At 61.1% G+C, this 23864-nt stretch carries 22 protein-coding genes and 1 pseudogene; 10 read left to right on the top strand and 13 right to left on the bottom strand.

The window, feature by feature from the left end; translation table 11 throughout:
* Nucleotides 1-10 precede the first annotated feature (10 nt).
* Together HU739_RS07095 and ligD are read left to right on the top strand one after the other, a co-directional pair.
* Entirely contained in the window at nt 11-757 is a 747-nt protein-coding gene (locus tag HU739_RS07095) for a tellurite resistance TerB family protein (RefSeq protein ID WP_186551661.1), read from the top strand.
* A gap of 534 nt (nt 758-1291) precedes the next feature.
* On the top strand, nt 1292-3913 hold the full coding sequence (gene ligD, locus HU739_RS07090) for a DNA ligase D (protein ID WP_186551636.1): 2622 nt from the start codon (nt 1292-1294) through the stop codon (nt 3911-3913).
* On the opposite strand, the gene HU739_RS07085 is transcribed toward ligD, so the two are convergent.
* On the bottom strand, nt 3914-4315 hold the full coding sequence (locus HU739_RS07085; protein ID WP_186551635.1) for a hypothetical protein: 402 nt from the start codon (nt 4313-4315) through the stop codon (nt 3914-3916).
* A gap of 80 nt (nt 4316-4395) precedes the next feature.
* Nucleotides 4396-4710 (bottom strand): DUF2388 domain-containing protein, encoded by a 315-nt coding sequence (locus HU739_RS07080; protein ID WP_186551634.1) that lies wholly within the window; start codon nt 4708-4710, stop codon nt 4396-4398.
* 160 nt (nt 4711-4870) lie between these two features.
* Here HU739_RS07080 and HU739_RS07075 point away from each other — a divergent pair, with 160 nt between their 5' ends.
* Nucleotides 4871-5524, top strand: coding sequence for a DUF2238 domain-containing protein (locus HU739_RS07075; RefSeq protein ID WP_186551633.1), 654 nt, complete (start codon nt 4871-4873; stop codon nt 5522-5524).
* Between the two features lie 4 nt (nt 5525-5528).
* Here the strand turns inward: HU739_RS07075 and sodC are convergent, their stop codons facing one another.
* Nucleotides 5529-6050, bottom strand: a complete 522-nt coding sequence (gene sodC / locus HU739_RS07070; RefSeq protein ID WP_186551632.1) for a superoxide dismutase family protein — start codon at nt 6048-6050, stop codon at nt 5529-5531.
* A gap of 141 nt (nt 6051-6191) precedes the next feature.
* Between sodC and HU739_RS26990 the strand changes: the two are divergent.
* Together HU739_RS26990 and HU739_RS26985 are read left to right on the top strand one after the other, a co-directional pair.
* Nucleotides 6192-7049, top strand: a pseudogene (locus HU739_RS26990) (MCP four helix bundle domain-containing protein); the annotation flags it as partial.
* Nucleotides 7044-7907: a methyl-accepting chemotaxis protein gene (locus HU739_RS26985; RefSeq protein WP_407681957.1), complete on the top strand. Its 864-nt coding sequence runs from the start codon at nt 7044-7046 to the stop codon at nt 7905-7907. The pseudogene HU739_RS26990 and the gene HU739_RS26985, both read left to right, overlap by 6 nt.
* A gap of 152 nt (nt 7908-8059) precedes the next feature.
* Here HU739_RS26985 and HU739_RS07060 read toward each other — a convergent pair whose 3' ends face one another.
* The gene (locus HU739_RS07060) at nt 8060-8491 is read right to left on the bottom strand and encodes a nuclear transport factor 2 family protein (RefSeq protein WP_186551630.1); all 432 of its coding nucleotides are present in this window, start codon (nt 8489-8491) and stop codon (nt 8060-8062) included.
* Between the two features lie 463 nt (nt 8492-8954).
* On the opposite strand from HU739_RS07060, the gene mqo reads away from it, so the two are divergent.
* On the top strand, nt 8955-10604 hold the full coding sequence (mqo, locus tag HU739_RS07055; protein ID WP_186551629.1) for a malate dehydrogenase (quinone): 1650 nt from the start codon (nt 8955-8957) through the stop codon (nt 10602-10604).
* A gap of 86 nt (nt 10605-10690) precedes the next feature.
* Here the strand turns inward: mqo and HU739_RS07050 are convergent, their stop codons facing one another.
* Nucleotides 10691-11119: a nuclear transport factor 2 family protein gene (locus HU739_RS07050; protein WP_186551628.1), complete on the bottom strand. Its 429-nt coding sequence runs from the start codon at nt 11117-11119 to the stop codon at nt 10691-10693.
* Between the two features lie 438 nt (nt 11120-11557).
* Here HU739_RS07050 and HU739_RS07045 point away from each other — a divergent pair, with 438 nt between their 5' ends.
* Nucleotides 11558-12361 (top strand): OBAP family protein, encoded by an 804-nt coding sequence (locus HU739_RS07045; RefSeq protein ID WP_186551627.1) that lies wholly within the window; start codon nt 11558-11560, stop codon nt 12359-12361.
* A gap of 1 nt (nt 12362) precedes the next feature.
* Here HU739_RS07045 and HU739_RS07040 read toward each other — a convergent pair whose 3' ends face one another.
* Nucleotides 12363-13229: a CAP domain-containing protein gene (locus HU739_RS07040; RefSeq protein ID WP_186551626.1), complete on the bottom strand. Its 867-nt coding sequence runs from the start codon at nt 13227-13229 to the stop codon at nt 12363-12365.
* Nucleotides 13230-13475: 246 nt separating this feature from the next.
* Nucleotides 13476-14246: an alpha/beta hydrolase gene (locus HU739_RS07035; RefSeq protein WP_186551625.1), complete on the bottom strand. Its 771-nt coding sequence runs from the start codon at nt 14244-14246 to the stop codon at nt 13476-13478.
* Nucleotides 14247-14357: 111 nt separating this feature from the next.
* Between HU739_RS07035 and HU739_RS07030 the strand changes: the two genes are divergently transcribed.
* Nucleotides 14358-15317, top strand: a complete 960-nt coding sequence (locus HU739_RS07030) for an aldo/keto reductase (RefSeq protein WP_186551624.1) — start codon at nt 14358-14360, stop codon at nt 15315-15317.
* 166 nt (nt 15318-15483) lie between these two features.
* Here HU739_RS07030 and paoC read toward each other — a convergent pair whose 3' ends face one another.
* The 4 genes from paoC to HU739_RS07010 all read right to left on the bottom strand — a co-directional run bounded on the left by paoC (nt 15484) and on the right by HU739_RS07010 (nt 21292).
* Nucleotides 15484-17682, bottom strand: coding sequence for an aldehyde oxidoreductase molybdenum-binding subunit PaoC (gene paoC / locus HU739_RS07025; protein ID WP_186551623.1), 2199 nt, complete (start codon nt 17680-17682; stop codon nt 15484-15486).
* Nucleotides 17679-18635 (bottom strand): FAD binding domain-containing protein, encoded by a 957-nt coding sequence (locus tag HU739_RS07020; protein WP_186551622.1) that lies wholly within the window; start codon nt 18633-18635, stop codon nt 17679-17681. The genes paoC and HU739_RS07020 overlap by 4 nt, the downstream gene beginning before the upstream one ends.
* Nucleotides 18632-19255, bottom strand: coding sequence for an aldehyde dehydrogenase iron-sulfur subunit PaoA (gene paoA, locus HU739_RS07015; protein WP_186551621.1), 624 nt, complete (start codon nt 19253-19255; stop codon nt 18632-18634). Before paoA ends, HU739_RS07020 begins: the two co-directional genes overlap by 4 nt.
* Nucleotides 19256-19540: 285 nt before the next feature.
* Complete coding sequence (locus HU739_RS07010) at nt 19541-21292, bottom strand: L-lactate permease (RefSeq protein ID WP_186551620.1); 1752 nt, start codon at nt 21290-21292, stop codon at nt 19541-19543.
* 243 nt (nt 21293-21535) lie between these two features.
* Here HU739_RS07010 and HU739_RS07005 point away from each other — a divergent pair, with 243 nt between their 5' ends.
* Entirely contained in the window at nt 21536-21742 is a 207-nt protein-coding gene (locus HU739_RS07005) for a hypothetical protein (RefSeq protein ID WP_186551619.1), read from the top strand.
* A gap of 48 nt (nt 21743-21790) precedes the next feature.
* Here HU739_RS07005 and HU739_RS07000 read toward each other — a convergent pair whose 3' ends face one another.
* Nucleotides 21791-22063, bottom strand: coding sequence for a hypothetical protein (locus HU739_RS07000; RefSeq protein ID WP_186551660.1), 273 nt, complete (start codon nt 22061-22063; stop codon nt 21791-21793).
* A 226-nt stretch (nt 22064-22289) separates the two neighbouring features.
* Here HU739_RS07000 and HU739_RS06995 point away from each other — a divergent pair, with 226 nt between their 5' ends.
* On the top strand, nt 22290-23372 hold the full coding sequence (locus HU739_RS06995) for a hypothetical protein (RefSeq protein WP_186551618.1): 1083 nt from the start codon (nt 22290-22292) through the stop codon (nt 23370-23372).
* 205 nt (nt 23373-23577) lie between these two features.
* On the opposite strand, the gene HU739_RS06990 is transcribed toward HU739_RS06995, so the two are convergent.
* A complete protein-coding gene (locus HU739_RS06990; protein WP_186551617.1) occupies nt 23578-23772 on the bottom strand; it encodes a hypothetical protein in 195 nt (64 codons plus the stop codon).
* Nucleotides 23773-23864 lie beyond the last annotated feature (92 nt).

Raw genomic sequence — 23864 nt, 5'->3', positions numbered from 1 at the left:
GAAAGACGTCATGAATACCAGCGATTTGCTCGAACAATTACTGCGAGGCCAGGCCTCGGCGGGACAACAACGCGGGGCTTCGGCCAGTGACGGTTTGGGCGGACTGGGCGGATTGCTCGGCGGCCTGTTGGGCGGCGGCAGTCAGGCCGGGGCGGGTGGTGCGACTTCTTCTGGCGGGCTTGGCGGCCTGGGCGGTTTACTCGGTGGCTTGCTCGGCGGTGGCGGGCTCGGCGGTGCACTGGGCGGCGGCAGTCGAAACCGCGCCGGTGGCAGCAACTACGCAGCATTGGCCTCGCTGGGAATGATGGCCTACCAAGCGTATCAAGCCTGGCAACGCAGCCAGGCCAGCACGGCGCCGCAACAGATGCCACAAACCGCCGACTTGCTCGCCGGCCCACAAATCGAAACCCACAGCCACGCGGTACTGCGCGCCTTGATCGCCGCCGCCAAGGCTGACGGACGCATCGACGCATCGGAAAAGCACCGGATCAGCAGTGAAATCGGCAAGCACACCGCCGATCCGCAATTGCAGCAATGGCTCGACGCTGAAGTCGCCAAACCGCTGAATCCTGCTGAAGTAGCGCAGTCTGCGCAAAATGACCCAGCCGTAGCCGCCGAAATGTATCTGGCGAGCGTCATGCTGGTCGACGATCAACAGGACGCCGAACGCAGCTATCTCGATGGGCTTGCGTCAGCGTTAAAAATCGATCCTGACCTGCAAGTGCATCTGGAACACCAGGCCAAACGGCGAGCCTGAAGCAACATCAAAAGATCGCAGCCCATAAAGGGTAATCCCCCTAGCGCAACGATACGGCGCGAGCAGGATGGCTGACGCTTTCGCGAGCAAGCCCGCTCCACAGGGTACCGGCGATGTTCGGGGATTTTCTGGCTGGCACGGGACCCGTGTGGGAGTGGGCTTGCTCACGAAGGGGCCGGAGCATTCACTACCGATGTGTCTGACCTGACGCCTTCGTCGGAACGCCGCCCGGAGCAAGCCCGCTCCCACAGGGTACCGGCGATGTTCGGGGATTTTCTGGCTGGCTCAGGACCCGTGTGGGAGTGAGCTTGCTCACGAAGGGGCCGGAGCATTCTCCATCCATGTGTCTGAGCTGACGCCTTCGCGACCAAGTCCGCCCCCACAGGGAATTTTTTGCCAGCCGATGCAATTACTGGATGTGTCGCTACCAGCCCCGGCCGCTCCATCCGTCCGGGGCTTTTTTACGTCGATTGAATTTTTCCGCTGCCGTGTCGCTCTTCTGCATAACAGAACCCGTCTGCAATCGGTGCGCCCATGAACAGCAACCTCGACGATTACAACCGTATGCGCGATTTTTCGGCGACTTCGGAACCGGCGGCGGTCAAGCGCCCCGGTCGCAGGGCCGCCAAAGACCATGCCTTGCAGTTCTGCATCCAGAAGCACGACGCTTCGCACCTGCATTACGACTTTCGTCTGGAGCTTGATGGCGCCCTCAAGAGCTGGGCGGTGCCGAAAGGGCCTTCACTGGACCCCAAGGTCAAGCGCCTGGCGATTCACGTCGAGGATCATCCACTGGATTACGCCACGTTCGAGGGCAGCATTCCCGAGGGGCACTATGGCGCCGGTGACGTGATTGTCTGGGATCGCGGTGTATGGATTCCTCTCGAGGATCCGCACAAGGCCTACGCCAAGGGCCGGCTCAAGTTCGAATTGCAGGGCGAGAAACTGGCCGGGGTGTGGAATCTGGTGCGCACGCACATGCCGGGCAAGAAAGAGCAGTGGTTCCTGATCAAGCATCAGGACAACGCCGCGCGCCCGCAGGATGACTTCGACGTATTGGTCGCCGAGCCCGACAGCGTGCTCAGCGAGCGCACGATTGTCGGTAAATCTGCGCCCGCCGCCGATAAGGCCAAACCGGTGAAGAAGGCCCCGGCCAAGCCGCGCAAGCAAGCGTCCGGCCAGCTCACCGGTGCGCGCAAGGCCAAGCTGCCGGCGCTGATCAAGCCGGAACTGGCGACCCTGGTCGACAGCGCGCCCGAAGGGCAGTGGAGCTACGAGATCAAATTTGACGGCTACCGGATCATGGCGCGGATCGACCACGATGAGGTTCAGCTGTTCACCCGCAACGGCCATGACTGGACGCACAAACTGCCGCAACAGGCCAAGGCCCTGGCCGCGTTGGGTCTGGAGTCGGCCTGGCTCGACGGCGAAATGGTCGTCGCCAACGAGCAGGGCGTGCCGGATTTTCAGGCCCTGCAAAACGCCTTCGATGCCGGACGCAGTGGCAACATCGTTTATTACCTGTTCGACGTGCCGTATCTCAACGGCGTTGACCTGCGCGACGTGCCGGTCGAAGAGCGTCGCGCCGCGCTGAGCACCATCCTCGGCGCTCAGCCAGAATCCTCGCTGCTGCGCTTTTCCGAAGCCTTCGAAGAAACTCCTGATGCGCTGCTCAATAGCGCTTGCCAGATGCAGATGGAAGGTCTGATCGGCAAACGCCTCGGCTCGCCCTACGTGTCGCGGCGCAGCGGTGACTGGATCAAGCTCAAGTGCAAACATCGCCAGGAGTTCGTCATCGTCGGCTACACCGATCCGAAAGGTGCGCGCAGTGCGTTCGGGGCCCTGCTGCTTGGCTTGCATGACCGTGACAGTGGCGAGTTGCGCTACGCCGGCAAGGTCGGCACCGGCTTCAACGAAACCACGTTGAAAAGCATCCTCGCCCAGCTCAAACCGTTGCACGCCAAAAGCGCCGCGGTGGTCAACCCGCCCAGCGGTTTCGAGGCCAAAGGCGTGCACTGGCTGAAACCCAGGTTACTGGCCGAAGTGGCGTTCGCGGAAATGACCAAGGACGGCTCGGTGCGCCACGCCGTATTCCATGGATTGCGCGACGACAAGCCGGCCAAGGACATTACAGAGGAGCGAGCGAAGCCTGTGAAAGCTGCCAAATCTGAAAAATCCGCAAAGGGCGGAACAACCAAAACCGCCGCGAAGAAACCGGCAAAGAAAGCCGCTGCCAGCAAAGCCGAAACCGCGCCGTCGCAATCGGGGCTGGCCGGCGGCAAGGTGCGCATCACCCACCCGGATCGGGTAATCGACGCGGTCAGCGGCACCACCAAAATGCAACTGGCGCAGTATTACGCCAGCGTTGCCGAATATATCCTGCCGCAACTCAAGGATCGCCCCGTGGCGCTGGTGCGTGCGCCGGATGGCATCGCTGGCGAACTGTTCTTCCAGAAGAACGCCGAACGCCTGGCGATCCCCGGCATCACTTCGCTGGACAAGGACCTCACCGGCCAGCCCGTAATGCTGATCAACAATGCCGAGGCGCTGATTGGTGCGGTGCAGATGAGTACGGTCGAATTGCACACCTGGAACGGCACGACCGTCGACCTGGACAAGCCTGATCGCTTTGTCCTCGACCTTGACCCGGACCCGGCGTTGCCGTGGAAAAGCATGGTCGAAGCCACCGCGCTGACTCTCACCGTGCTGGACGAATTGGGCCTCAAGGCCTTTCTGAAAACCAGCGGCGGCAAGGGCATCCACCTGGTGGTGCCGCTGACCCGCAAGCACGGCTGGGACGAAGTGAAGGACTTCAGCCACGCCATTGTCAGCCACATGGCCAAGCTGTTGCCGGACCGTTTTTCTGCGGTGTCCGGGCCGAAAAACCGCGTAGGGCGGATCTTCATCGATTACCTGCGCAACGGTCTGGGCGCCACCACTATTTGTGCCTACGCGGCGCGCGCGCGCGAAGGCATGCCGGTGTCCGTGCCGGTGTTTCGCGAGGAAGTCGCCGAGATCAAGGGCGGCAATCACTGGAACATCCACAACGTCCATGAGCGCCTGGCCGAGGTCGGCGAGGAGCCTTGGGCGGACCTGAAGAAAACCCGACAGACCATTACCGCAGAAATGCGTAAACGCGTCGGCCTGAAAAAATGATCAGGTATCGCGTAGCAAGTCGTGGGCGTTGAGCAGTTCGAAGGCGATTTGCGGGTGGTTTTCCAGGCCCTTGCGAATCGCCGCCGGGATCGCCGCGCGGGTCTTGCGGCACAGGCCGGGCAAGTGGTCGATTTGAATGGCGATACCGCGCATGGTGCGCACTTCGTTGAAGCCGGGAGCAACGTCGACGCGGATGCCCAATTGCTCAAACATGCGCTGCTGCAGGCGTTTGAGATCGTCGAGGTCTTTGAGTTGTTCCAGGCGCGCCAGGAGGATTTTTTCCTCGGCGCGAGTCAGGCGCAGAATGCGCAGATCCGCACCGGGCGTTTCCAGCAACGGATCGCGCCCGCAGATGCAGGCGCCGGGTGGGCAGGGAGAGCGCAGGGGCACGTTCGTCGTCATGGCCTCCATCATAGAGGCCGTCGGACAGTTTTGCCTATGTGCACTCAGCGGCCGTCCATCGGCCGCAGCTTCCCTCGTGGCTACTGATGCAAGCCTTCGTATTGCACCAGAATGGCGTTGGCCAGATCTTCGTCACTGGCATTGAGGCCAGGGTTGGCCTGGCGCACCTGTTGCAGCACCGACTCAAGATAAACCCCACGGATGGCCCCGCCGCTGGCGACAAAGGCAGACACGTCGTCACGGGCCGGAATCACCATTTTGTCGTCCTTGAAGGTCGAGTACAGCGACGCGGAGACACCCGCCGAGGTGGCAACATCACCCGCATCGACGCGGGCCAGCGCCGAACCGACCGGCAGGCAGAGAAGTAAAGAAGAAACCAGGACTAACTTGCGCATGACGTGTTCCTCCACAAGCGCGAAGCAAAAAGGAAGGGACTGCATAACGTCAGAGGTGAACCGCGCGCGGGAGTTCCGTACGCGACGAAAACGCAACGGTGAGGAACCGGGCGAAGCGGCGAAGGGTCTACCGCATGCCTGCATTGCCGAGAAACGAATCATGCTCGTCAGAGTCAGCCACAACGTTGTACGCCCCGCAGATCCGCGAATCGAAGCCGCATTGTTCGGCGCATTTGTCCTGCTTACCATCGTGCTCGGCATTGCCCCGCGCAGCCGCGTCGACTGGTTGCTGGAGAATGTCCTCGCGGTGGCGCTGGTGTTGACCCTGCTGCTGGCGCATCGACGTTTTCGCCTGTCGACACTGTCGCTGGGGATGATCTTCGCCTTCCTGTGCATCCATGAAGTAGGCGCCCATTACACCTATTCGCGAGTGCCTTACGATCAGTGGAGCACGCTGCTGACCGGCGTCAGTGTCAACAAGACCCTAGGCCTGGAACGCAATCACTATGATCGGCTGGTGCACCTGAGTTACGGATTGCTGTTGGTCTGGCCGATACGCGAAGTGCTGCTGCGCCTGACGCCATTGCGCGGCGCCTGGCTGACGCTGCTGACCTTGAACGTGGTCCTCGCAACCTCGGCGTTGTACGAATTGATCGAGTGGGTGGGCGGCGCCTATCTGGGGGATGACACCGGCCAGGCGTTCGTCGGCGCGCAGAACGATCCGTGGGATTCGCAGAAAGACATGGCCCTGGCGCTGTTCGGCGCCGGGCTGTCTTTGCTGGTATTGGCAGGTTGGCGCCGAGCGCCGCGCTGAAGGCTCAGATCACCCCACAAGCCATGCGATCGCCGCCACCGCCCAGTGGTTTGGGCGTATCGGAGTGGTTGTCGCCACCGGCGTGAATCATCAGCGCGTGGCCTTTGATCTCGGCGATTTTTTTCAGGCGCGGGGCGAGCACCGGATAGTTGGCCACGCCGTCCGCCGTCACGTACACCGCTGGCAAGTCCCCCAGATGGCCGTCGGCGTAGGGGCCGAGGTGCTTGCCGGTTTTCTTCGGATCAAAATGTCCGCCAGCCGCCAATGCTGCACCTCTGACGCCGTCCTTCACGCCGGCTTCGCAACTGCCGTTTTCATGGACGTGAAAGCCGTGAATGCCGGCCGGCAGCGATTTCAGATCGGGCGTGAACAGCAGACCATACGGGGTCTCGCTGACCGTGATCGAGCCGATCGCCTGCGGCGCACCGTCGGCACTGACCAGGTTGATCGCGACTTTTTCCGTTGCTGCCTGTGCCGAACCGATGGCGAAGGTGCCGAGCAGACCTAACCACAATGCGCGTTTCATTAGCGTTTCCTTTAGCTGCATGAGTGTTCTTGACGACGGACTCGATACCTTGCCTGAGTTAACCGGCGATGAAGGCGTATCCATCGGCGCTGCAAAATGTGACTGGTCGCTCAAAGCAAAAGTTTTGCCGGATTCAAGTCGGTGCTGACATCAGCCGATACGCTCTGTGTCGGCAGGTATAGCGAAATAGGCTTAACTGAAACCCGACAAGCGCAATTCCGCGTGTCCAGGGGAGATTCCACGGTGTCGATCAAACTGCGTTTGGTGTTGCTGATTGCGACCAGTCTGTTGACGGCGCTGATCGTGAGTCTGGTCAGTTATGTCGGTAACCAGCGGATGGCTGCCGCCGTCAGCGACAATGCCGCCAGCATGAGTGCGCTGCGCAACCACATGGAAGCGGACATGATGCACGACGCCCTGCGCGCCGATGTTTATTCGGCGCTGCTGGTCGGCCTGGGCAAAAGCACCAGTACCGCCGCTGAAGTGCGTGAGTCGATTGCCGAGCACGCCGGGCATTTTCACCAAGTGCTCGAAGACAACCTGAAACTGCCGATCAACCCGACCTTGCGCACGGCGCTGGAGCAAATCAAGCCGAGCCTCGACACCTACATCAAGACCGGCGAACAGATCGTCGCGGTGGCGCTGGACAATCCGGACGCCGCCCAGCAACAGCTTGGCACCTTCAATAGCGCGTTTACCCAGCTCGAAGAGCAAATGGGCGCGCTCAGCGAACTGATCGAAAGCAACACCCTGCACACCAGCGAAGGCACCGAAGCTGCCATCCGCCACGCCAACCTCGCGTTGGGCGTGGTGCTGATTGCTGGCCTTGTGTTGCTGCTGGGGCAGGGGCGCTGGGTCATCCTGAGTATCATGGGCCCGCTCAAGTCCGCCAGCCGCATCGCTGAAAGCATCGCCCATGGCAATCTCAGCGAACCGATCATCGAACCCGCCGGTAAAGACGAAGCCAGTGTTCTGATCCGCACGCTGGCGACGATGCAACGGGATTTGCGCAACATGATCGATGTGGTGCGGCGCAACGCCCACGGCGTCAGCGGCATGAGCGAGCAACTCAGTCAGGGCTGCCATCAGGTCGCCGACAGCAGTCAGCAACAAAGTGTCGCCGCCGGTACGATGGCGGCCGCCGCCAGCCAGATGACCGCCAGCATCGAAGAAATCACCCGCCACGCCGAACGTGCCCTGCACATGGCCAATCAGGCCGAAACCCTGGCCAAGGAGGGCGGCGGGGTGATTCATCAAGTGGTCAGCGATATGGACGACATCGCGCGTTCGGCGCAACAGTCGGCGCAGGTGATTCGCACGCTGGACCAGGAATCCGAGGCGATCTTCAACATCATTCAAGTGATCAAGAGCATCGCCGACCAGACCAACCTGCTGGCGCTCAATGCCGCAATCGAGGCAGCCCGGGCGGGTGAACAGGGCCGCGGTTTTGCCGTGGTGGCCGATGAAGTCCGCAGTCTCGCCGCTCGCACGAGCGCGTCGACCCAAGAGATTGCCGCGATGGTCGCGCGCATTCAAAACAGCACGCGCGAAGCGGTCACCAGCATGGAGGCCGGCGTGGCGCAAGTCGACAAGGGCATGGCGGTGACGGCCGACGTGGAGCGGGCGATCCGCGAAATTCTCCAAGCCACACTGAACACTACGCAACTGGTCAACGACATCACCCGCACCATTGGCGAGCAGAGTCACGCCAGCAATGAGATTGCTCATCAGGTGGAAATGATTGCCGGGATGTCCGAGGGCAATAGTCGGGTGATCGGGCAGACAGCTACGACGACAGATGAGTTGTCGAATCTGGCGGGGCAGTTGGCGCAGTCGGTGGATCGGTTTCGTCTTTGAAATTCAATAGAGTCAGGCGGTTTTGTAGTGCCTGGCCGGCCGCCTTCGCGAGCAGGCTCGCTCCCACATTGGAATGCGTTCTCCTGTGGGAGCGGGCTTGCCCGCGAAGAGGCCCGCCCAGGCAACATTGAATCAGGCCAATTGACCTTCGATCAGAACTTGAACGCCTGCCGCCCGATCAACAACCACTTGCCATCCTGCTTCTGCCAGATCTGAAAATTTTCGATCTCAGTCGGAACCACCTCGGTACCCTTCAATGCCTGCGCGGAAAAATGGTTACGCACCAGCGCGGTATCGCCAGACAGAGTGATGGTCTGTTTTTGCATTTCAAGGGTCTTGAATGCACTTCGGCCGGTTTCGATGTCGGCGATGAATTCCTTTTTGTCCTGAATTTTGCCGCTGGAGTGGCCATAAGTCAGGTTGGGCGCGGTGAGTGCGTTGAGCTCGGCGATGTCCTTGTGCAGCATCGCCTGGGTCAGGTGATCAACCGCTTGGGCGACATCTTTCTCGGCCGGGGCAGGGGCGGCGAGGGCGTAGCCGCTAAAGGCGCAGAGAAAACCGATCAGGAGGCGGGTCTTGTTCATTGAAGATTTTCCTTGTTGTTATGGGTTGTTGACTGCTGAATTCGTCAGTCATCGTACAACGTAGCAGGTTCTTTCGGGATTGTGCAGCGTCGGCGGGTCATGTTCGGCGCTTGTCGGCCGATAAGTGCCTGAGTGCAAAAAGACTTTCAGGTCAGGAAGCGACGCGCGAGTTTGCCCTGACGTGATATTCTTCGCGCCAACTTGGTTTGACCTAATTCGGTTGGCCTGCCTTTTGGGGCGGGCCGACGGGATCCCTGTCGCTCAAGCAGCTGAAGCCAATAACGATAAGAAGTCAGTTCAGAAGGGACATTAACTGGGGTCGATGCGGCATGTCGGCCTTGTGTGCCCACCCGTCAATATTGAAGTGTGCCGTCATCCGCGACGCGAGCCTGAGCGTCAGCCAAGCGGAGCGCATACAGATAACAGCGGCGGGCGGAAGGCGTTTTATCCATAGGTGCAACAGATGTTTAAAAAAGTGAACACAGCCTTGCTGGGGCTGGCTTTGGCGATGGGGATGTCGTCCGCCAATGCTGAAGAAGCAAAGAAAGTTGACGTCCTGCTGATCGGCGGCGGCATCATGAGCACCACCCTGGGTGTGTGGATCAATGAGCTGGAGCCGAGCTGGTCGATGGAAATGGTCGAGCGCCTCGATGGCGTCGCCCTGGAAAGCTCCAATGGCTGGAACAACGCCGGTACCGGTCACTCGGCGCTCGCCGAGCTGAACTACACCCCGGAAGACGACAAAGGCAACGTGACGATCCCGAAAGCTGTCGAGATCAACGAAGCGTTCCAGGTGTCCCGTCAGTTCTGGGCCTGGCAGGTTCAGCAAGGCGTTCTGAAGAACCCGCGCTCGTTCATCAACACAACTCCGCACATGAGCTTCGTGTGGGGCGATGACAACATCAAGTTCCTGAAAAAGCGCTACGAAGCCCTGCAAGCGAGCCCGCTGTTCGCTGGCATGCAATACTCCGAAGACCCGGCTGTGATCAAGAAGTGGGTCCCGTTGATGATGGAAGGGCGTGACCCGAACCAGAAAATCGCGGCCACCTGGAGCCCGCTGGGAACGGACATGAACTTCGGCGAAATCACCCGCCAGTTCGCCGCGCACCTGCAGACCAAGCCTAACTTCGACTTGAAACTGTCGAGCGAAGTCGAGGACATCACCAAGAACGCCGACGGCACCTGGCGCGTCAGCTACAAAAACCTCAAAGACGGCAGCAAAACCGAAACCGACGCCAAGTTCGTGTTCATCGGCGCTGGCGGCGGTGCCCTGCACCTGCTGCAAAAGTCGGGCATTCCTGAAGCCAAGGAATACGCAGGCTTCCCGGTGGGTGGCTCGTTCCTGGTGACCGAGAACCCGACCATTGCCGAACAGCATCTGGCCAAGGCCTACGGTAAAGCCTCGGTTGGCGCGCCACCGATGTCCGTTCCGCACCTGGACACCCGTGTCCTGGACGGCAAGCGCGTCATCCTGTTTGGCCCGTTCGCGACCTTCAGCACCAAGTTCCTCAAGGAAGGCTCGTACCTGGACCTGCTGACCAGCACCACCACCCACAACATCTGGCCAATGACCAAGGTCGGCATCAAGGAATACCCGCTGGTCGAGTACCTTGCCGGTCAACTGATGCTGTCGGATGAAGACCGTCTGAACGCGCTGAAGGAGTACTTCCCGAACGCCAAGGCTGAAGACTGGCGCCTGTGGCAAGCCGGCCAGCGCGTGCAAATCATCAAGCGTGATGAAGCCGCGGGCGGCGTGCTGAAACTGGGCACCGAGATCGTTACCTCGCAAGACGGTTCCATCGCCGGCCTGCTGGGCGCATCGCCAGGCGCGTCGACCGCTGCACCGATCATGCTGAGCGTGCTGCAGAAAGTCTTCAAAGACAAAGTCGCGACCCCTGAGTGGCAGACCAAGCTGCACCAGATCGTGCCTAGCTACGGCACCCAGCTGAACAGCGATCCGGCCAAAGTGGCCGCAGAGTGGGCCTACACCGCCAAGATCCTCGAACTGCCGACGCCTCCGGTGATCGGTCAGGCCGCTGCTCCGGCAGCCGGCGCTGCGGCTCAGAAGGCTGTGGCACCGAAGGAAAGCGCTGCACGTGACATGGCTCTGTAACTAGAACCCTGACACACAAAACCCACTGAGCCGGCGACGGTCAGTGGGTTTTTTTGTGGCCTGGATTTGGTCGCGTAGGGATGAATTCAGATTTTCGCGTTCGCCAGGTAGGCACCCAACCGCCGGCCCATTTCCTCGCCCAACGCCTGCAACCCGCTCAGCGGCCGCACCATCACTTCAAACTCGATAATCTTGCCGCTGTCGTCGAAGCGAATCATGTCGATGCCTTTGAGTTCTTTCGTACCGACCCTGGCGCTGAATTCAAGAATCACGTTCAAGCCATCGGCGGTGGCCAGCTCGCGGTGATAGGTGAAATCCTCAAAGACCTCGAACACGGTGTTAAGGATCATGGCCACCACCGGCGCGCCAGGGTAGGGCGTGTGGGCCATGGGCGAGCGAAACACGGCTTGCGGATCAAGCAGTTCGGGAAGGGCGGTGAGATTGCCGCTGCGAATCATCTCGTGCCAGCGCTCGAGGGATGCGCTGACATTGGGCTGTAAGGCGAGATCGGGCATGGTCACTCCTGTTTTTTATTGTTGTTCGACGGCAATGACTCTAGATCAGTCCGGCTGAAATGGGATCCTTGAATATAAAATTGAATACCTGCCTATGTCGGAAGCGGATCAGATGCGCATCTGATCCGTATTTTTCAGTCTCATCTGCCTCTGTATCTAACACAGCCACACGCTCAAAATGCCCGGCAGTGCGGTCACTCGCGACAAATCTTCATCCCGAAGCGTCCGGTGCACCGCAGGTTTGGCATTGAGGAGAGCTGTATGTACAAGATGGCGTTTTTTCTCGGCGGTTTTCTGACCCTGACCATTCTGATTGGTGTCCTCGCAACGATTTCTCCGGTCTGATCCCGGCGCATTTTTTCGAACTCTGTCGTTCTCCTGCTTTCAGTTGCAGAACAGGGCAAATCAGCCCGCCACTGAATGATCGAGGAGCGAAACATGCGTAGCACGACCTTGCAGGGACGTTGGGTTCCCGTGGGCTTGATGGTTGCGGCCCTGACCGGTTGCGCGATGAGCAACACCGATTCGCCGGTGCAGACGCCCGGTCAAGCCAAGGCATCCGACACGGAGATGCTTGAGGTGGGCGCGCAATGGCTGCAGGACAAGCCGCCGATCCGTGCGTTGAACATGTACCTGGATGGCTTCCATTTCTACAACGGCCATCCTGACGCCCAGATGGAAGCGCATCACTACTGTTCGGCGCTCAACGAAGAAGTGTTTCAGTGCGTGATCTACGATGGCAACACCACCGAAGCCAAGTTGATGGGCGTGGAGTACATCATCAGCCAGCGTCTGTTCACGCAGTTGCCTGCCAAGGAAAAGGCGCTGTGGCACAGTCACGCGCATGAAGTCACCTCAGGTCAGCTGATCGCGCCAGGCATTCCACAAGTGGCGGAAACCCGTCTGATGGAAAAACTCGCCAATACCTACGGCAAGACCTGGCACACCTGGCACACCGATCAGGACAAGCAACTGCCTTTGGGCGTGCCGCAATTGATGATGGGCTTCACTGCTGACGGTCAAGCGGATGCGCAAATGGTCCGCCAGCGCGATCAGCGTCTGGGCGTCGACAGCGCCGAGAAGAAACAGGCTCGCGCCGGGATCAAACCGGCGCCTGTTGCGCCTGGGGCTGACGCCTGGCAGAAGGGCAACGTTGTGCAGATCAAGGATCCGACCGGACATCAGCACGTCATGCCGCGCCCGGCCACCCCCGGCGATGAAAACGCCCGCAGCCAGCCGTGACTTACGGCGCGCCGAACAGCATCGTCCAGTAGACGCCTTTATCACTGCGCGATTCACTGGTGAACCCAGCGCCCACCTGCGTGAAGATCGGGCTCATCAGGTTGGCGCAATGGCCCGGGCTGGCCAGCCAGCCCGCCATCGCCTTGCCGGGCGAGCTTTGTCCGGCGGCAATGTTCTCGCCCACTTGCCGACCACGATAACCGGCAGCCCGGGCGCGATCGGCGGGCATATCGCCGTCAGGGTCGCGGTGGGCAAAGTAGTTGCCATACGCCATGGCTTTGCTGTGTCCCTGTGCCGCTGCGCCCAGTGCGGCATTCCAGCTCAGTGGCCGGGCCGCGGCGAAACGCTGGCGTCCGCACATCCGCGGACGGGCGCGGGCGGCGTTGACCTCGGCGAGCAAGGCTTTGCCAACGCTGCGGTTATCGCCGACGCGACGGTCGAGCACCGGTTGCGCGAGCACCACTTGCCACTGATTGCGCGAGCGGCTGACGCCGATATCGGCATAGCTGGCGTCCAGCAAGGCGGCGCAGTAATCACTCTGCAACAGGTCGAAAGCCTCGTCGGCGTCCTCGGCACCGACAATGCGAATGCTGCGCACCGCGACGGCCGAATACCCGGACGACTTCAACGCTTCCCGCATGCCGCCGCCATAGCGATAGCCGATTGGCAAGGCCAGATTCGCCTGCAACGTCAGCGGCGCCAGGCGGTGTCCCGGCCGGCGCTCGCAGCGCTGCGGATGCGCACGATAGTCGTTGATGGCGGCCACCAATTGTCGCTCCGCTCCGGCATGGGCGGTTGGCACAAACAGTGGCGACAGAATCAGCAGGCACAGCGAAAGCAGGCGAGACGAACGAACGGCGTGGCGCATGGGACGGGCAGCTCAAGGGGGGACAGCGCTAAAGTGGGAGAGCCGCGCAGGGCGGCGCGAATAGGACTGGGGTTTGCGGACTTGGTTCAGGGGCGGCGGGGGCATTTTTAAACTCGCAGAATGGTGTCGTCTGGACCGACGCCTTCGCGAGCAGGCTCGCTCCCACAGGTGCAAGGCACGCCAAATGTAGGAGTGAGCCTGCTCGCGATAGGGCCAGTGGAAACAACACCTCACTCAGGCCCGACCTCAGCGATTCAACACATCCCCCATCCACCGCCAATATTCCCCCCGCCCGGAAATCGAGTTATGCCCCGAATCCGGTACCACCTTCAGCGTCGCCACGCCTTGAGGGAAGCTTTCGAACAACCGCTGCGTGCTGCTGCGTCCAATCACTTCGTCATCACTGGCCGCCAACAACAACGTCGGCACGCGGATATGCGCCGCGTACTTGCCCGATTCGAAACGATCCTTGAGTAACCACTTCACCGGCACCCATGGGTATTGCTGCCCGGCGATTTCCTTGAAGCTGTTGAACGGCGTCACCAATATCAGCTTCTGCACCGGCCGCTGGCTGACCAGACGCACCGCCACGCCCGAGCCCAGACTTCGTCCGACCACGGTAATTTGCGGGTGGCTCGCATACACCTGATCGAACAATGCCAGCGCATCTTCGGCAATCGCCGCTTCGGAAGGTGAGCCGGTGCTGCCGCCAAAGCCCCGGTAGTGCAAAAAATACAGCGCGTAATCGGGAAACGCCTCGGCAAATTCCTCAAGATTGCGCGAAACGTCTTCGGCATTGCCGCCGAAATAGATCAGTGCCCGCGATCCGCTGCGCTCGCGAGTGGTCACCCAAACCTCCGCGTCCGGCATCGACAGCTTCAGCCGTGAATCTTCTGAGGTTACTGCGGCAGGCTGTGGAAAATAGATCAGCGAACGCTGAAACACGAACAGCGCCGCACACAGCACCAGGTACACGGCAACGATGAAAACGACGAGTGACATCAGCGTTCGGGACATTCGGCTACTTTTAACGGGGTGAGGGGTTTGCTGTCGCAGTGTAGTTCAGCGACTGCGCCAGACAGCCGTCGCACACAACATGCAACAGATCCGCGCAGCAGGAGGACCCGCATGCGCCACACTGAGGGTTACTCCCGTCGTCGCTTGCTGAGGCTGGCTGCCGAGGCGACGGCGGTTTTTACGGTTGATCGAGCGCTGGCCGCTGTCTTGCCGCCGACCCTCACTTCGCCGGACAAGGCAGGAGAGCAGACTATGCAGACCCGTACCATCCCTTCCAGCTCCGAGTCGCTGCCCATGGTCGGGTTGGGCACTTATCGCGGTTTCGACGTCGCCCCGGGTGATCCGGCTTACAAACAGTTACCGGCGGTACTCAGCGAGCTGTTTCGCAAGGGCGGCACGGTGGTCGACAGCTCGCCCATGTACGGCCGCGCCGAGCAGACCACCGGCGAGTTGCTGTCGATTCACGAACCGCGCTCGCCGGCCTTTCTGGCAACCAAAGTGTGGACCCGTGGACGCGAGGAGGGCATCGCGCAGATGGAGCAGTCGTTCAACCTGCTGCAAACCGAACGCATCGACTTGATGCAGATCCATAACCTGCTCGACTGGAAAACCCATTTGCCGACGCTGCGCGAATGGAAAGAGCAGGGGCGGATTCGCTATATCGGCATCACGCATTACACCTCCTCGGCCTACGACGAAGTTGAAGCCGTCCTGAAAGCCGAAAAGCTCGATTTTCTGCAAATCAATTACGCCCTCGACGACCGAGGTGTCGAGAAACGCATTCTGCCGCTGTGTCGCGAACGTGGAGTGGCGGTGATTTGCAACCGGCCGTTTGGTGGCGGCGATTTGCTCGCCCGGCTCAAGGGCAAAGCCCTGCCGGCGTGGGTCTCGGATGTGCAGGTCAACAGTTGGCCGCAACTGGCGCTGAAATTTCTGCTGGCACATCCAGCGGTGACCTGTGTGATACCGGGGACCGGCAATCCGCGTTACATGGCCGATAACGCCGGGGCGGGGTTCGGGCCGATGTTGACCGATGCGCAGCGGCATCAGTTGATTGCACTGGTGGGCTGACCCCGCACAAACGTTGCTGCCCCAGCGTAACGCTTCGAGCAACAACGCAATTACCGTGAAGTGGCGCCACCTGTAGGAGCTGTCGAGTGCAACGAGGCTGCGATCTTTTGATCTTGCTTTGAAGATCAAAAAATCGCAGCGTGCCGCAGCGCCCACAGGGACGTTTTCAGATCATCTCCGGCAACGAATCAAGAAGCTTGTCCAGCGTAATCGGATATTCCCTGACCCGCGCCCCGGTGGCGTTATAGATCGCATTCGCCACCGCCGCACTCACGCCGCAAATCCCCAACTCACCGACACCCTTGGCCTTCATCGGCGAAGAAATCGGGTCGGTTTCATCCAGGAAAATCACTTCCTGATGCGGAATGTCGGCATGCACCGGCACTTCATATCCAGCCAGATCATGGTTGACGAAAAAGCCCAGGCGTTTGTCCACCGCCAGTTCTTCCATCAATGCCGCGCCGACGCCCATGGTCATCGCGCCGATCACCTGACTGCGTGCCGACGTCGGGTTGAGAATCCGCCCGGCAGCGCACACCGCAAGCATGCGCCGCACGCGCACTTCGCCGGTGGCGGCATCGACGGCGACTTCGACAAAGTGCGCGCCGAAGGTCGATTGCTGGTATTTCTCGGCCAGATCACCGAACTCGATGCTGTCCTCGCCGACCAGTGCGCCGTTTGCCGCCGCGTTGCGCAGCGGCAGGCTTTGGCTGCCGACGCGCACTTGCCCGTCGACGAATTCGGCCTGATCCGCCGCCAGCCCCAGTCTGGCCGCCACCGCTTCGCGCAGTTTTACGCAGGCAGCGTAGACGCCTGCGGTCGAGCAGTTACCGCCGAACTGGCCGCCGGAGCCGGCTGACACCGGAAAGTTTGAATCACCCAGACGCACCACCACATCATCGAGGCCAACGCCCATCATTTCGGCCGCCGTCTGCGCGATGATCGTGTAGCTACCGGTGCCGATGTCGGTCATGTCGGTTTCCACGACGACTTTGCCATCGCGCTCCAGCCGTACGCGGGCGCCGGACTTGACCAGCAGGTTGTTGCGAAACGCCGCGGCGACGCCCATGCCGATCAGCCAACGGCCTTCTCGGTGCGTGCCCGGCTTCGCCTTGCGCTGATTCCAGCCGAACTTCTCGGCACCGGTCTGCAGGCATTTGATCAGTTGGCGTTGGGAGAATGGCCGCTCGGTTTTCACCGGATCGACCTGGGTGTCGTTGAGAATGCGAAATTGCACCGGGTCCATGTTCAGCTGTTCGGCCATTTCGTCCATGGCGATTTCCAGCACCATCAGCCCCGGCGCTTCGCCGGGCGCGCGCATGGCGTTGCCCTCGGGCAAGTCGAGCGGCGCCAGGCGCATGCTGACGCGGCGGTTTTGCGCGGCGTAGAGCAGTTGGCTCGGCTGCGCGGCGAGTTCGACCTTGCCGTCAGCCAGGTTGCCCGACCAGCCTTCGTGGGCAATGGCCGTGAGCTTGCCGTCAGCGGTTGCACCCATGCGGATGCGCTGAATCGTCGCCGGGCGGTGGGTGGTGTTATTCGCCATCTGCGGGCGGGCCAGGGCGACTTTCACCGGTCTGCCGGCCATGCGCGCCCCGAGGGCGGCCAGGATCACGTCGGCGCGGATGAACAACTTGCCGCCAAAACCACCGCCGATGTACGGCGAGACCAAACGGACATTTTCCTTCGGCAGGCCGAGGGTTTTCGCGATGTCACCGACACTCCAGGCGACCATCTGGTTCGACGTCCACACGGTCAGCTGATCGCCTTCCCATGCGGCCAGTGTCGCGTGCGGTTCCATCATCGCGTGGGACTGGTCAGGGGTGGTGTAGGTCTGATCGAACTGCACCGGCGCCGCGGCAAACGCCTTGTCAAAATCACCGTGATTGACGTCAGGCAACTCGTCTTTCGGCTCGACGCCCAGATCTTTGACGCTGGCCAGATCGAACTTGCCTTCCGTGGTTTCGTAATCAACCTTGACCCATTGCGCGGCGGCGCGGGCTTGTTCGAAGGTCTCGGCGACGACCAGTGCGACGGCCTGCTGATAGTGCTGGACTTCAGGCCCGGCGAGTAGGTGCGCAGCGTTGTAATCGCCCTTGGCGAGCTTGCCGGCGTTCTCGGCGGTGACGATCGCCAGCACGCCCGGCGCGGCTTTGGCCTCGTCCAGATGAATCGCTTTGATCCGGCCTTTGGCGATGGCCGAATCGACCATGAAGCCGTAAGCCTGGTTGGCTGCTGCCTCATGTTGCTCGTAGGCATAAGTGGCTTGGCCACTGGTTTTCAGCGGACCTTCGATGCGCTCGGTGGGTTGGCCGACGACCTTCAGGCGGTCGATGGGGTTGGTGGTGGCGGGCGTGTCGAATTTCATGCCGTTTCCCTCGCTTGCGCCAACACCGAGGCCAGCGTGCGCTCGACCAGTGTCAGTTTGAATTGGTTGTCAGCGGTGGGTGTCGCGCCTTCGAGCAGGCGTTCGCTGACCGCTTTTGCGCCTTTTGGCAGCAGGGCGTCTGCCGCTTCGACCCGCCACGGTTTCGGCGCGATGCCGCCGACCGCCACGCGGCCTGTGCCGTCCTTTTGCAGGATCAAACCCACCGAGACCAGCGCAAAGGCGTAGGACGAGCGATCGCGCACCTTGTGATAAATGTGCGTGCCACCGACCGGAGGCGGCAGCGTTACGGCAGTGATGAATTCGCCGGGCGTGAGGCTGGTTTCGATATTCGGTGTGTTGCCCGGCAACTGATGAAAGTCAGCCATCGGGATACTGCGCGTGCTGCCGTCGGGTTTCACCGTTTCAATCTGCGCATCGAGGGCACGCATGGCGATAGCCATGTCGCTTGGGTGGGTGGCAATGCACGCGTCGCTGACGCCGATGATCGCCAATTGCCGTGTGACCCCGCCGATGGCTGCGCAGCCGCTGCCGGGATTGCGTTTGTTGCAGGCTTGGTGCGTGTCGTAAAAGTACGGGCAGCGGGTGCGCTGCAACAGGTTGCCGGCGGTTGTCGCCATGTTGCGCAGTTGCCCGGACGCGCCGGCGAGGAGGGCGCGGGAAAGCAGCGCGTAATCCTTGCGCACGCGGGTATCGGCGGCCAGGTCGGTGTTGCGCACCAATGCGCCGATGCGCAGTCCGCCCTCGGGCGTGGCTTCGATCTGATCCAGACCGAGGTGGTTGATGTCGATCAGGTGCACCGGGGTTTCGATGTCGAGTTTCATCAGGTCGAGCAGGTTGGTGCCGCCAGCGATGAACTTGGCGCCCTGGACTTGCGCAGCTTGTGCGGCGGCTGCGGCAGGCGAGTCGGCGCGGCTGTAATTGAAGGCTCTCATGCCGGCACCTCCGCGACTTCAGTGATGGCTTCGATGATGTTCGAGTAAGCGCCGCAGCGGCAGATGTTGCCGCTCATGCGCTCCTGCAATTCGGCGGCGATCAGCTTCGGCGGCTCGGTCAGGCTCGGGCTGACGTGGCTGGGAATGCCGTCGCGGATTTCCTTGAGCACGGCGACCGCCGAGCAGATCTGCCCCGGCGTGCAATAGCCGCATTGATAACCGTCGTGCTTGATGAATGCGGCTTGCATCGGATGCAGTTTGTCCGGCATGCCGAGGCCTTCAATGGTGGTGACCTCGCTGCCCTCGTGCATGACCGCCAGGGTCAGGCAGGCATTGATCCGCCGCCCGTCGGCGATCACCGTGCAGGCGCCGCACTGGCCGTGGTCGCAGCCTTTCTTGGTGCCGGTCAGGTGCAGGTGTTCGCGCAGGGCGTCGAGCAGGGTGGTGCGGTTGTCGACATCCAGCGTTTGCGGTTTACCGTTGACGTGCAGGGTGACTTTGCTCATGGCCGGTTGCTCCAGACTGGCCGCGTAGGCCTTGAGGCTGATGAAAGGAGGCATTGCGAACGCCGTCGCGGTTACGGCGCCGAGGATCATGAAGTTGCGTCGGGAAATCGGCATGATTCGATTCCTTGTCTCATCGGGCGGCAGGATTGCAAAAAGGCCCAAAGGGGCGCGCCGGCATGCATGCCAGTCTCATTAGGGAGTGACCGCCGGAGAGGGGAAAAGGTTTTGTCGGATTTGCGCTAAAGGGTTATGTGCTGGATTCATCAATCTTCAAAACAACACAAACCCCCTGTAGGCGTGAGCCTGCTCGCGATAGCCGTCTGTCAGTTGATATTGATTTGACTGACACACCGCTATCGCGAGCAGGCTCGCTCCTACAGTGGAGATGTGTTTCTCCAGTTAATGCCCTACCACCATCGAAGTAAACGGCGGCACATACGCCTGCAATGTCACCAGCCCGCCAACCAGGATCGCCAGCACGATGGAGTGGAAGAACACGTAACGCAGAATCTCGCCCTCATGCCCGTACCAGCGGGTCGCGGTGGAGGCGACGACGATGGATTGCGCGTCGACCATTTTGCCCATCACCCCGCCGGAACTGTTCGCTGCCGCCATCAGCACCGGGCTGATCCCGAGCTGTTCCGAGGTCACCCGTTGCAAGCCGCCGAACAGCACGTTCGACGCGGTATCGGAACCGGTCAGTGCCACCCCGAGCCAGCCGAGCAGGGTGCCGAACATCGGGTAGAAAATCCCCGTCGCGGCGAACGCCAGCCCCATCGTCGCGTCCAGCCCCGAATACCGCGTGAGGAAGCCCAGCGCAAGCATCGCCGCAATGGTAATCAGCGAAAACCGCACCACCCACAACGTGCGCAGGTACTGCCTGATCAACTGCGGGATCGAATAGCCCATCAGCAAGCCGCCAACGATCGCCGCCAGCAAAATCCCGCTGCCGGTCGCGGTCAGCCAAGTGAATTTGTACACCGCTTCCTCGGCTTTCGGAGCCGCGACCACTGGCGGGACTTTTTCGATTTGCAGGTGCAGGCTGGTAAAGGTCACTGCGGGGGCGAAGAGCGGATTGGCCTCGCGCATGGGTTTGCCGTGCGCATCAAGCTTGGCCGACTGCGTGACCGGATCAATCACCGGGCGCGTATCGAACATGTTTTTGAAACCCTGGGTGCCCCAGGCAAACACGAACACGGTGAGGATGATCCACGGCATCCACGCGCGCATCACCGCGGGGCGCGCCTGATCGCTGAATGCGGCGCTGGCGGTGATGTTTTCTTCATCAACCTTTGAATTGTCGACGCGGCCGGACAACGCCGCCGAGGTGTGAATGGTCGCCGGTTTCCAGACTTTCAAGAACAGCGTCAGGCAGGCCATGGAAATCAGCGCGGCGATCACATCCACCAGCATCGGCCCGTGGTAGTTCGACACGACGAATTGCGGGATGGCGAAACTGACGCCGGCCACCAGAATCGCCGGCCACACCTCAAGCATCTTGCGCCACCCGGCAAAGGCCCAGATCAACCAGAACGGCACCAGCACCGAGAAGAATGGCAACTGCCGCCCGACCATCATCGACAGCTCCATTTCGTCCAGCCCGGTGACTTTGGCCAAGGTGATGATCGGCGTGCCCAGCGCACCAAACGCGACCGGCGCGGTGTTGGCGATCAGCGCCAGGCCTGATGCCGCCAGCGGCGAAAAACCCAGGCCGATCAGAATCGCCCCGGTCACCGCCACCGGGGTGCCGAAGCCCGCCGCGCCTTCGAAGAACGCGCCGAAGCAGAAGGCGATCAGCAACAGCTGCAAGCGGCGGTCATCGGTGATGCGCGCCAGAGAGTCCTGCAGCACTTTGAACGAACCGTTCTCGGTGGTCAGGCGATGCAAAAAGATGATGTTAAGGACGATCCAGCCGATCGGCAGCAAGCCATTCGCCGCGCCGAACAACGCCGCCGAACCGGCCATGCCCGCCGGCATGTCGAAGGCAAAGATCGAAATGAGCAACGCTGAAGCCAGCGCCAGCAACGCTGCCAGATGCGCCTTGACGTGAAAAAACGCCAGTGCCGCGAGCATCACCACCACCGGCACGGCGGCCATCAATGTGGAGAGCACCGGGTTGCCGAACGGGTCATAAATTTGCTGCCAGACCATGGTCCACCTCTGCTTGTTGTTATTGAGGGCGCAGATCCGTTGCGTGGGGGTTGGTTGCAAGCAGTATAGGAGGCATTTCGCCGCTGTTCGGTCAGCGCAGGCGGGGCGACAAACGGTCGATAGTGGCCACTGAATCATCGACCGATTGCCCGGTCGTATCTGCGGCTGCGCGCAGCGTGTTTCGAAGACACGGGCAGCGCGGCGATTTCCGTCGTCAAGACCTTGGTTTTAGGGAAGTGTTGAATGAAGCGCGCGACAACGATGCTGCTGACCGTTTGCGCCGCCGTACTGCTCGGCGGCTGTATTGCAGACTTTGATGATGACCACCGGCATGGCCGGCATTACGACCGTGATCATGGCCGCTATTACGATCATGACCGGCGCTGGGATGACCGCGATGACGATCGCCGCGACGGGCGTCGTTATTACCGTGATCGCGACGATGACTGATTGAATGAAAAAGAGGGCGTTCATCCGAAAGGGGAACGCCCTCAACGGTTAAAAACGAGCGCTCGCCCGGACGCTGGATCGCGCAGGCACGGCGGCCTCGATGTCCAGCAAATGGGTGGCGAGGATGTCGCTCAGAAAGCGGAACTGATCGTTGAGGCCGACCACTTCATTGCTGAAATGATTGCTCGCGGCGGGCATCAGCAGATCTTCGAAATCTTCGTTGAACACCAGGGTCGGCACCTTGCGGTTCACCACATGCTGTTCGTAGTAGTTGCTGCCGAACACCGGGAAACTCACGCAGAGGGTGATTGGGGTATGCATCTTCATGTGAACGCCTCGTTGTGTGTCGGATGAGCTAATCGTGCCTTTCATGAACGATGGGCGGAAGGCAATCGTGGCGATGGTGGATATCGACAACAGTGATGGTTAGCGAAGATCCCTGTGGGAGCGAGCCTGCTCGCGAAGAGGCCGCTGCATCGACCATCACCTTTTACTGACCCACCTATACTCAAACCTGCATCTCCCTCATCCAAAGGACACCGCCACCGTGAACCCCCGCGCGCTGGTCGTCGTCGCACTGTTTCTGCTGGCCGGCTGCGCCTCTTCGGCCCGGGCGCCGGTGAGTGCGCCGCAAACTGTGGTGGTGTCACCGCAAACCTGGCAGCAAATCGACCGCGACATCCTCAGCGCCTCGCAGCAGGCCACCGAGCAGGTCAAGCTGTTCGCCCGTGGTTCGATGGAACATTGGCGCACGCGGGTCTATCAGCAAACTGAAGAAAATTTCATCCCGTGGTTCAGCAGCTACTGGACCCAGGAATGGCTGTCGATGAAGGTCAGTTGGTACACGATCAGCGCCGGCGGCGAGCAGGACGCTTCGGCGAAACGGCTGGCGGCGTATCTGCTTGAGCAATATCAGGAAAGAGTGCTGGCCCCCGTCGCTGTAGAGATCGATCCGGATGCGATTCTTGCCCAGGCCACGGCGTTCTATGCGCAACTGATGGCGCAGCAGATGCCGCTCATCGCCCAGCGCCATGGCGTGCCGGTGGCGCAACTCAACGGGCGCTTGCAGAAGATTCCCGCCATCGCCCTTGGGCCGCCGCCTGCGCGCGACGCTTCCTTGTTCAAGGTGATCAGCACCGAGCCGCTGAACACCCTGCCGGCCTATGCCGCGCTGATTGACAAGATCCACACCGACGGCGGCGCCAAGGGCATTTCCTCTACCGATGCGGCGATGGCCCCGGTCGCCAAGCGCGCCAGCCAGCGCATCGAAGCGGAAATGGCCCCGCGCGGCGCGGCCAGCGCAGTAGCCGCTGCCGCGGGAAAGCTCGCCGGGGCGATGATCTCAGTGGGGGTGGCCGGTATTCGCGCAATTATCCAGGCCAACGACCGCCCCGACAGCGAAGCGCTGATTCGCAGCAGCTTGGGTAATACCTTCGACAAGGCCTGGCTGAAGCTGGTGCAAAACCCGACGACCGGGGTCATGGCCGGCACGCTGCACATGGCCGGGCACATCGAGCGCAGTCTCGGTGCGGCTGATGAGTCACCGGTGGGGCTGGGGGTGAACCGTGTCGAATGGCGCCCAGGGCAGTCTATCAGTCAACCGATCGAACCCGGCATGCAAGGAGAATGAAAGAAGTCGGTGTCTGAACCACCGCTTTCGCGGGCAAGCCCCACTCCCACAGGATCTGTGGATTGCCGAAACAGTAATCACACAACAAGACCCTGTGGGAGCGGGCTTGCTCGCGAAGGCGGTGAATCAGTCACCTTTTTGCCATCTGACGCACTGCATTCGTGGGCAAGCCCACTCCCACAGGATGAGTGTCCACGGGCTGTATTCACTCGGGTGAGGGGGTGATGCGGCAGCTTTTGCGCTGGCGAATGTCCTCGTCGCTTGGACGCTCGCGCACGAATTCAAAGCGGGGTTCACCCTCGCTGTAGTGCACCAGCCAGCCCCATTCCAGTTCGCTTTCGTCCTGCCCGGGGTGCGGTGGCCGGGCCCACCAGGGTTCTTTGCTGAGGATTGTGCGCATGGCAGCCTCCGGTTATTGGCAATCCTTGAACTATAGCTTCCTGTCGCAAGTCGTCAGAACAGGCTGTGTAGAATCGCACGTATCACAATGAG

Source organism: Pseudomonas hamedanensis (assembly GCF_014268595.2).
Taxonomy (GTDB): domain Bacteria; phylum Pseudomonadota; class Gammaproteobacteria; order Pseudomonadales; family Pseudomonadaceae; genus Aquipseudomonas; species Aquipseudomonas hamedanensis.
Note: the sequence above shows the minus strand (reverse complement) of the source record. Positions and strands in the feature narration are given on the sequence as shown.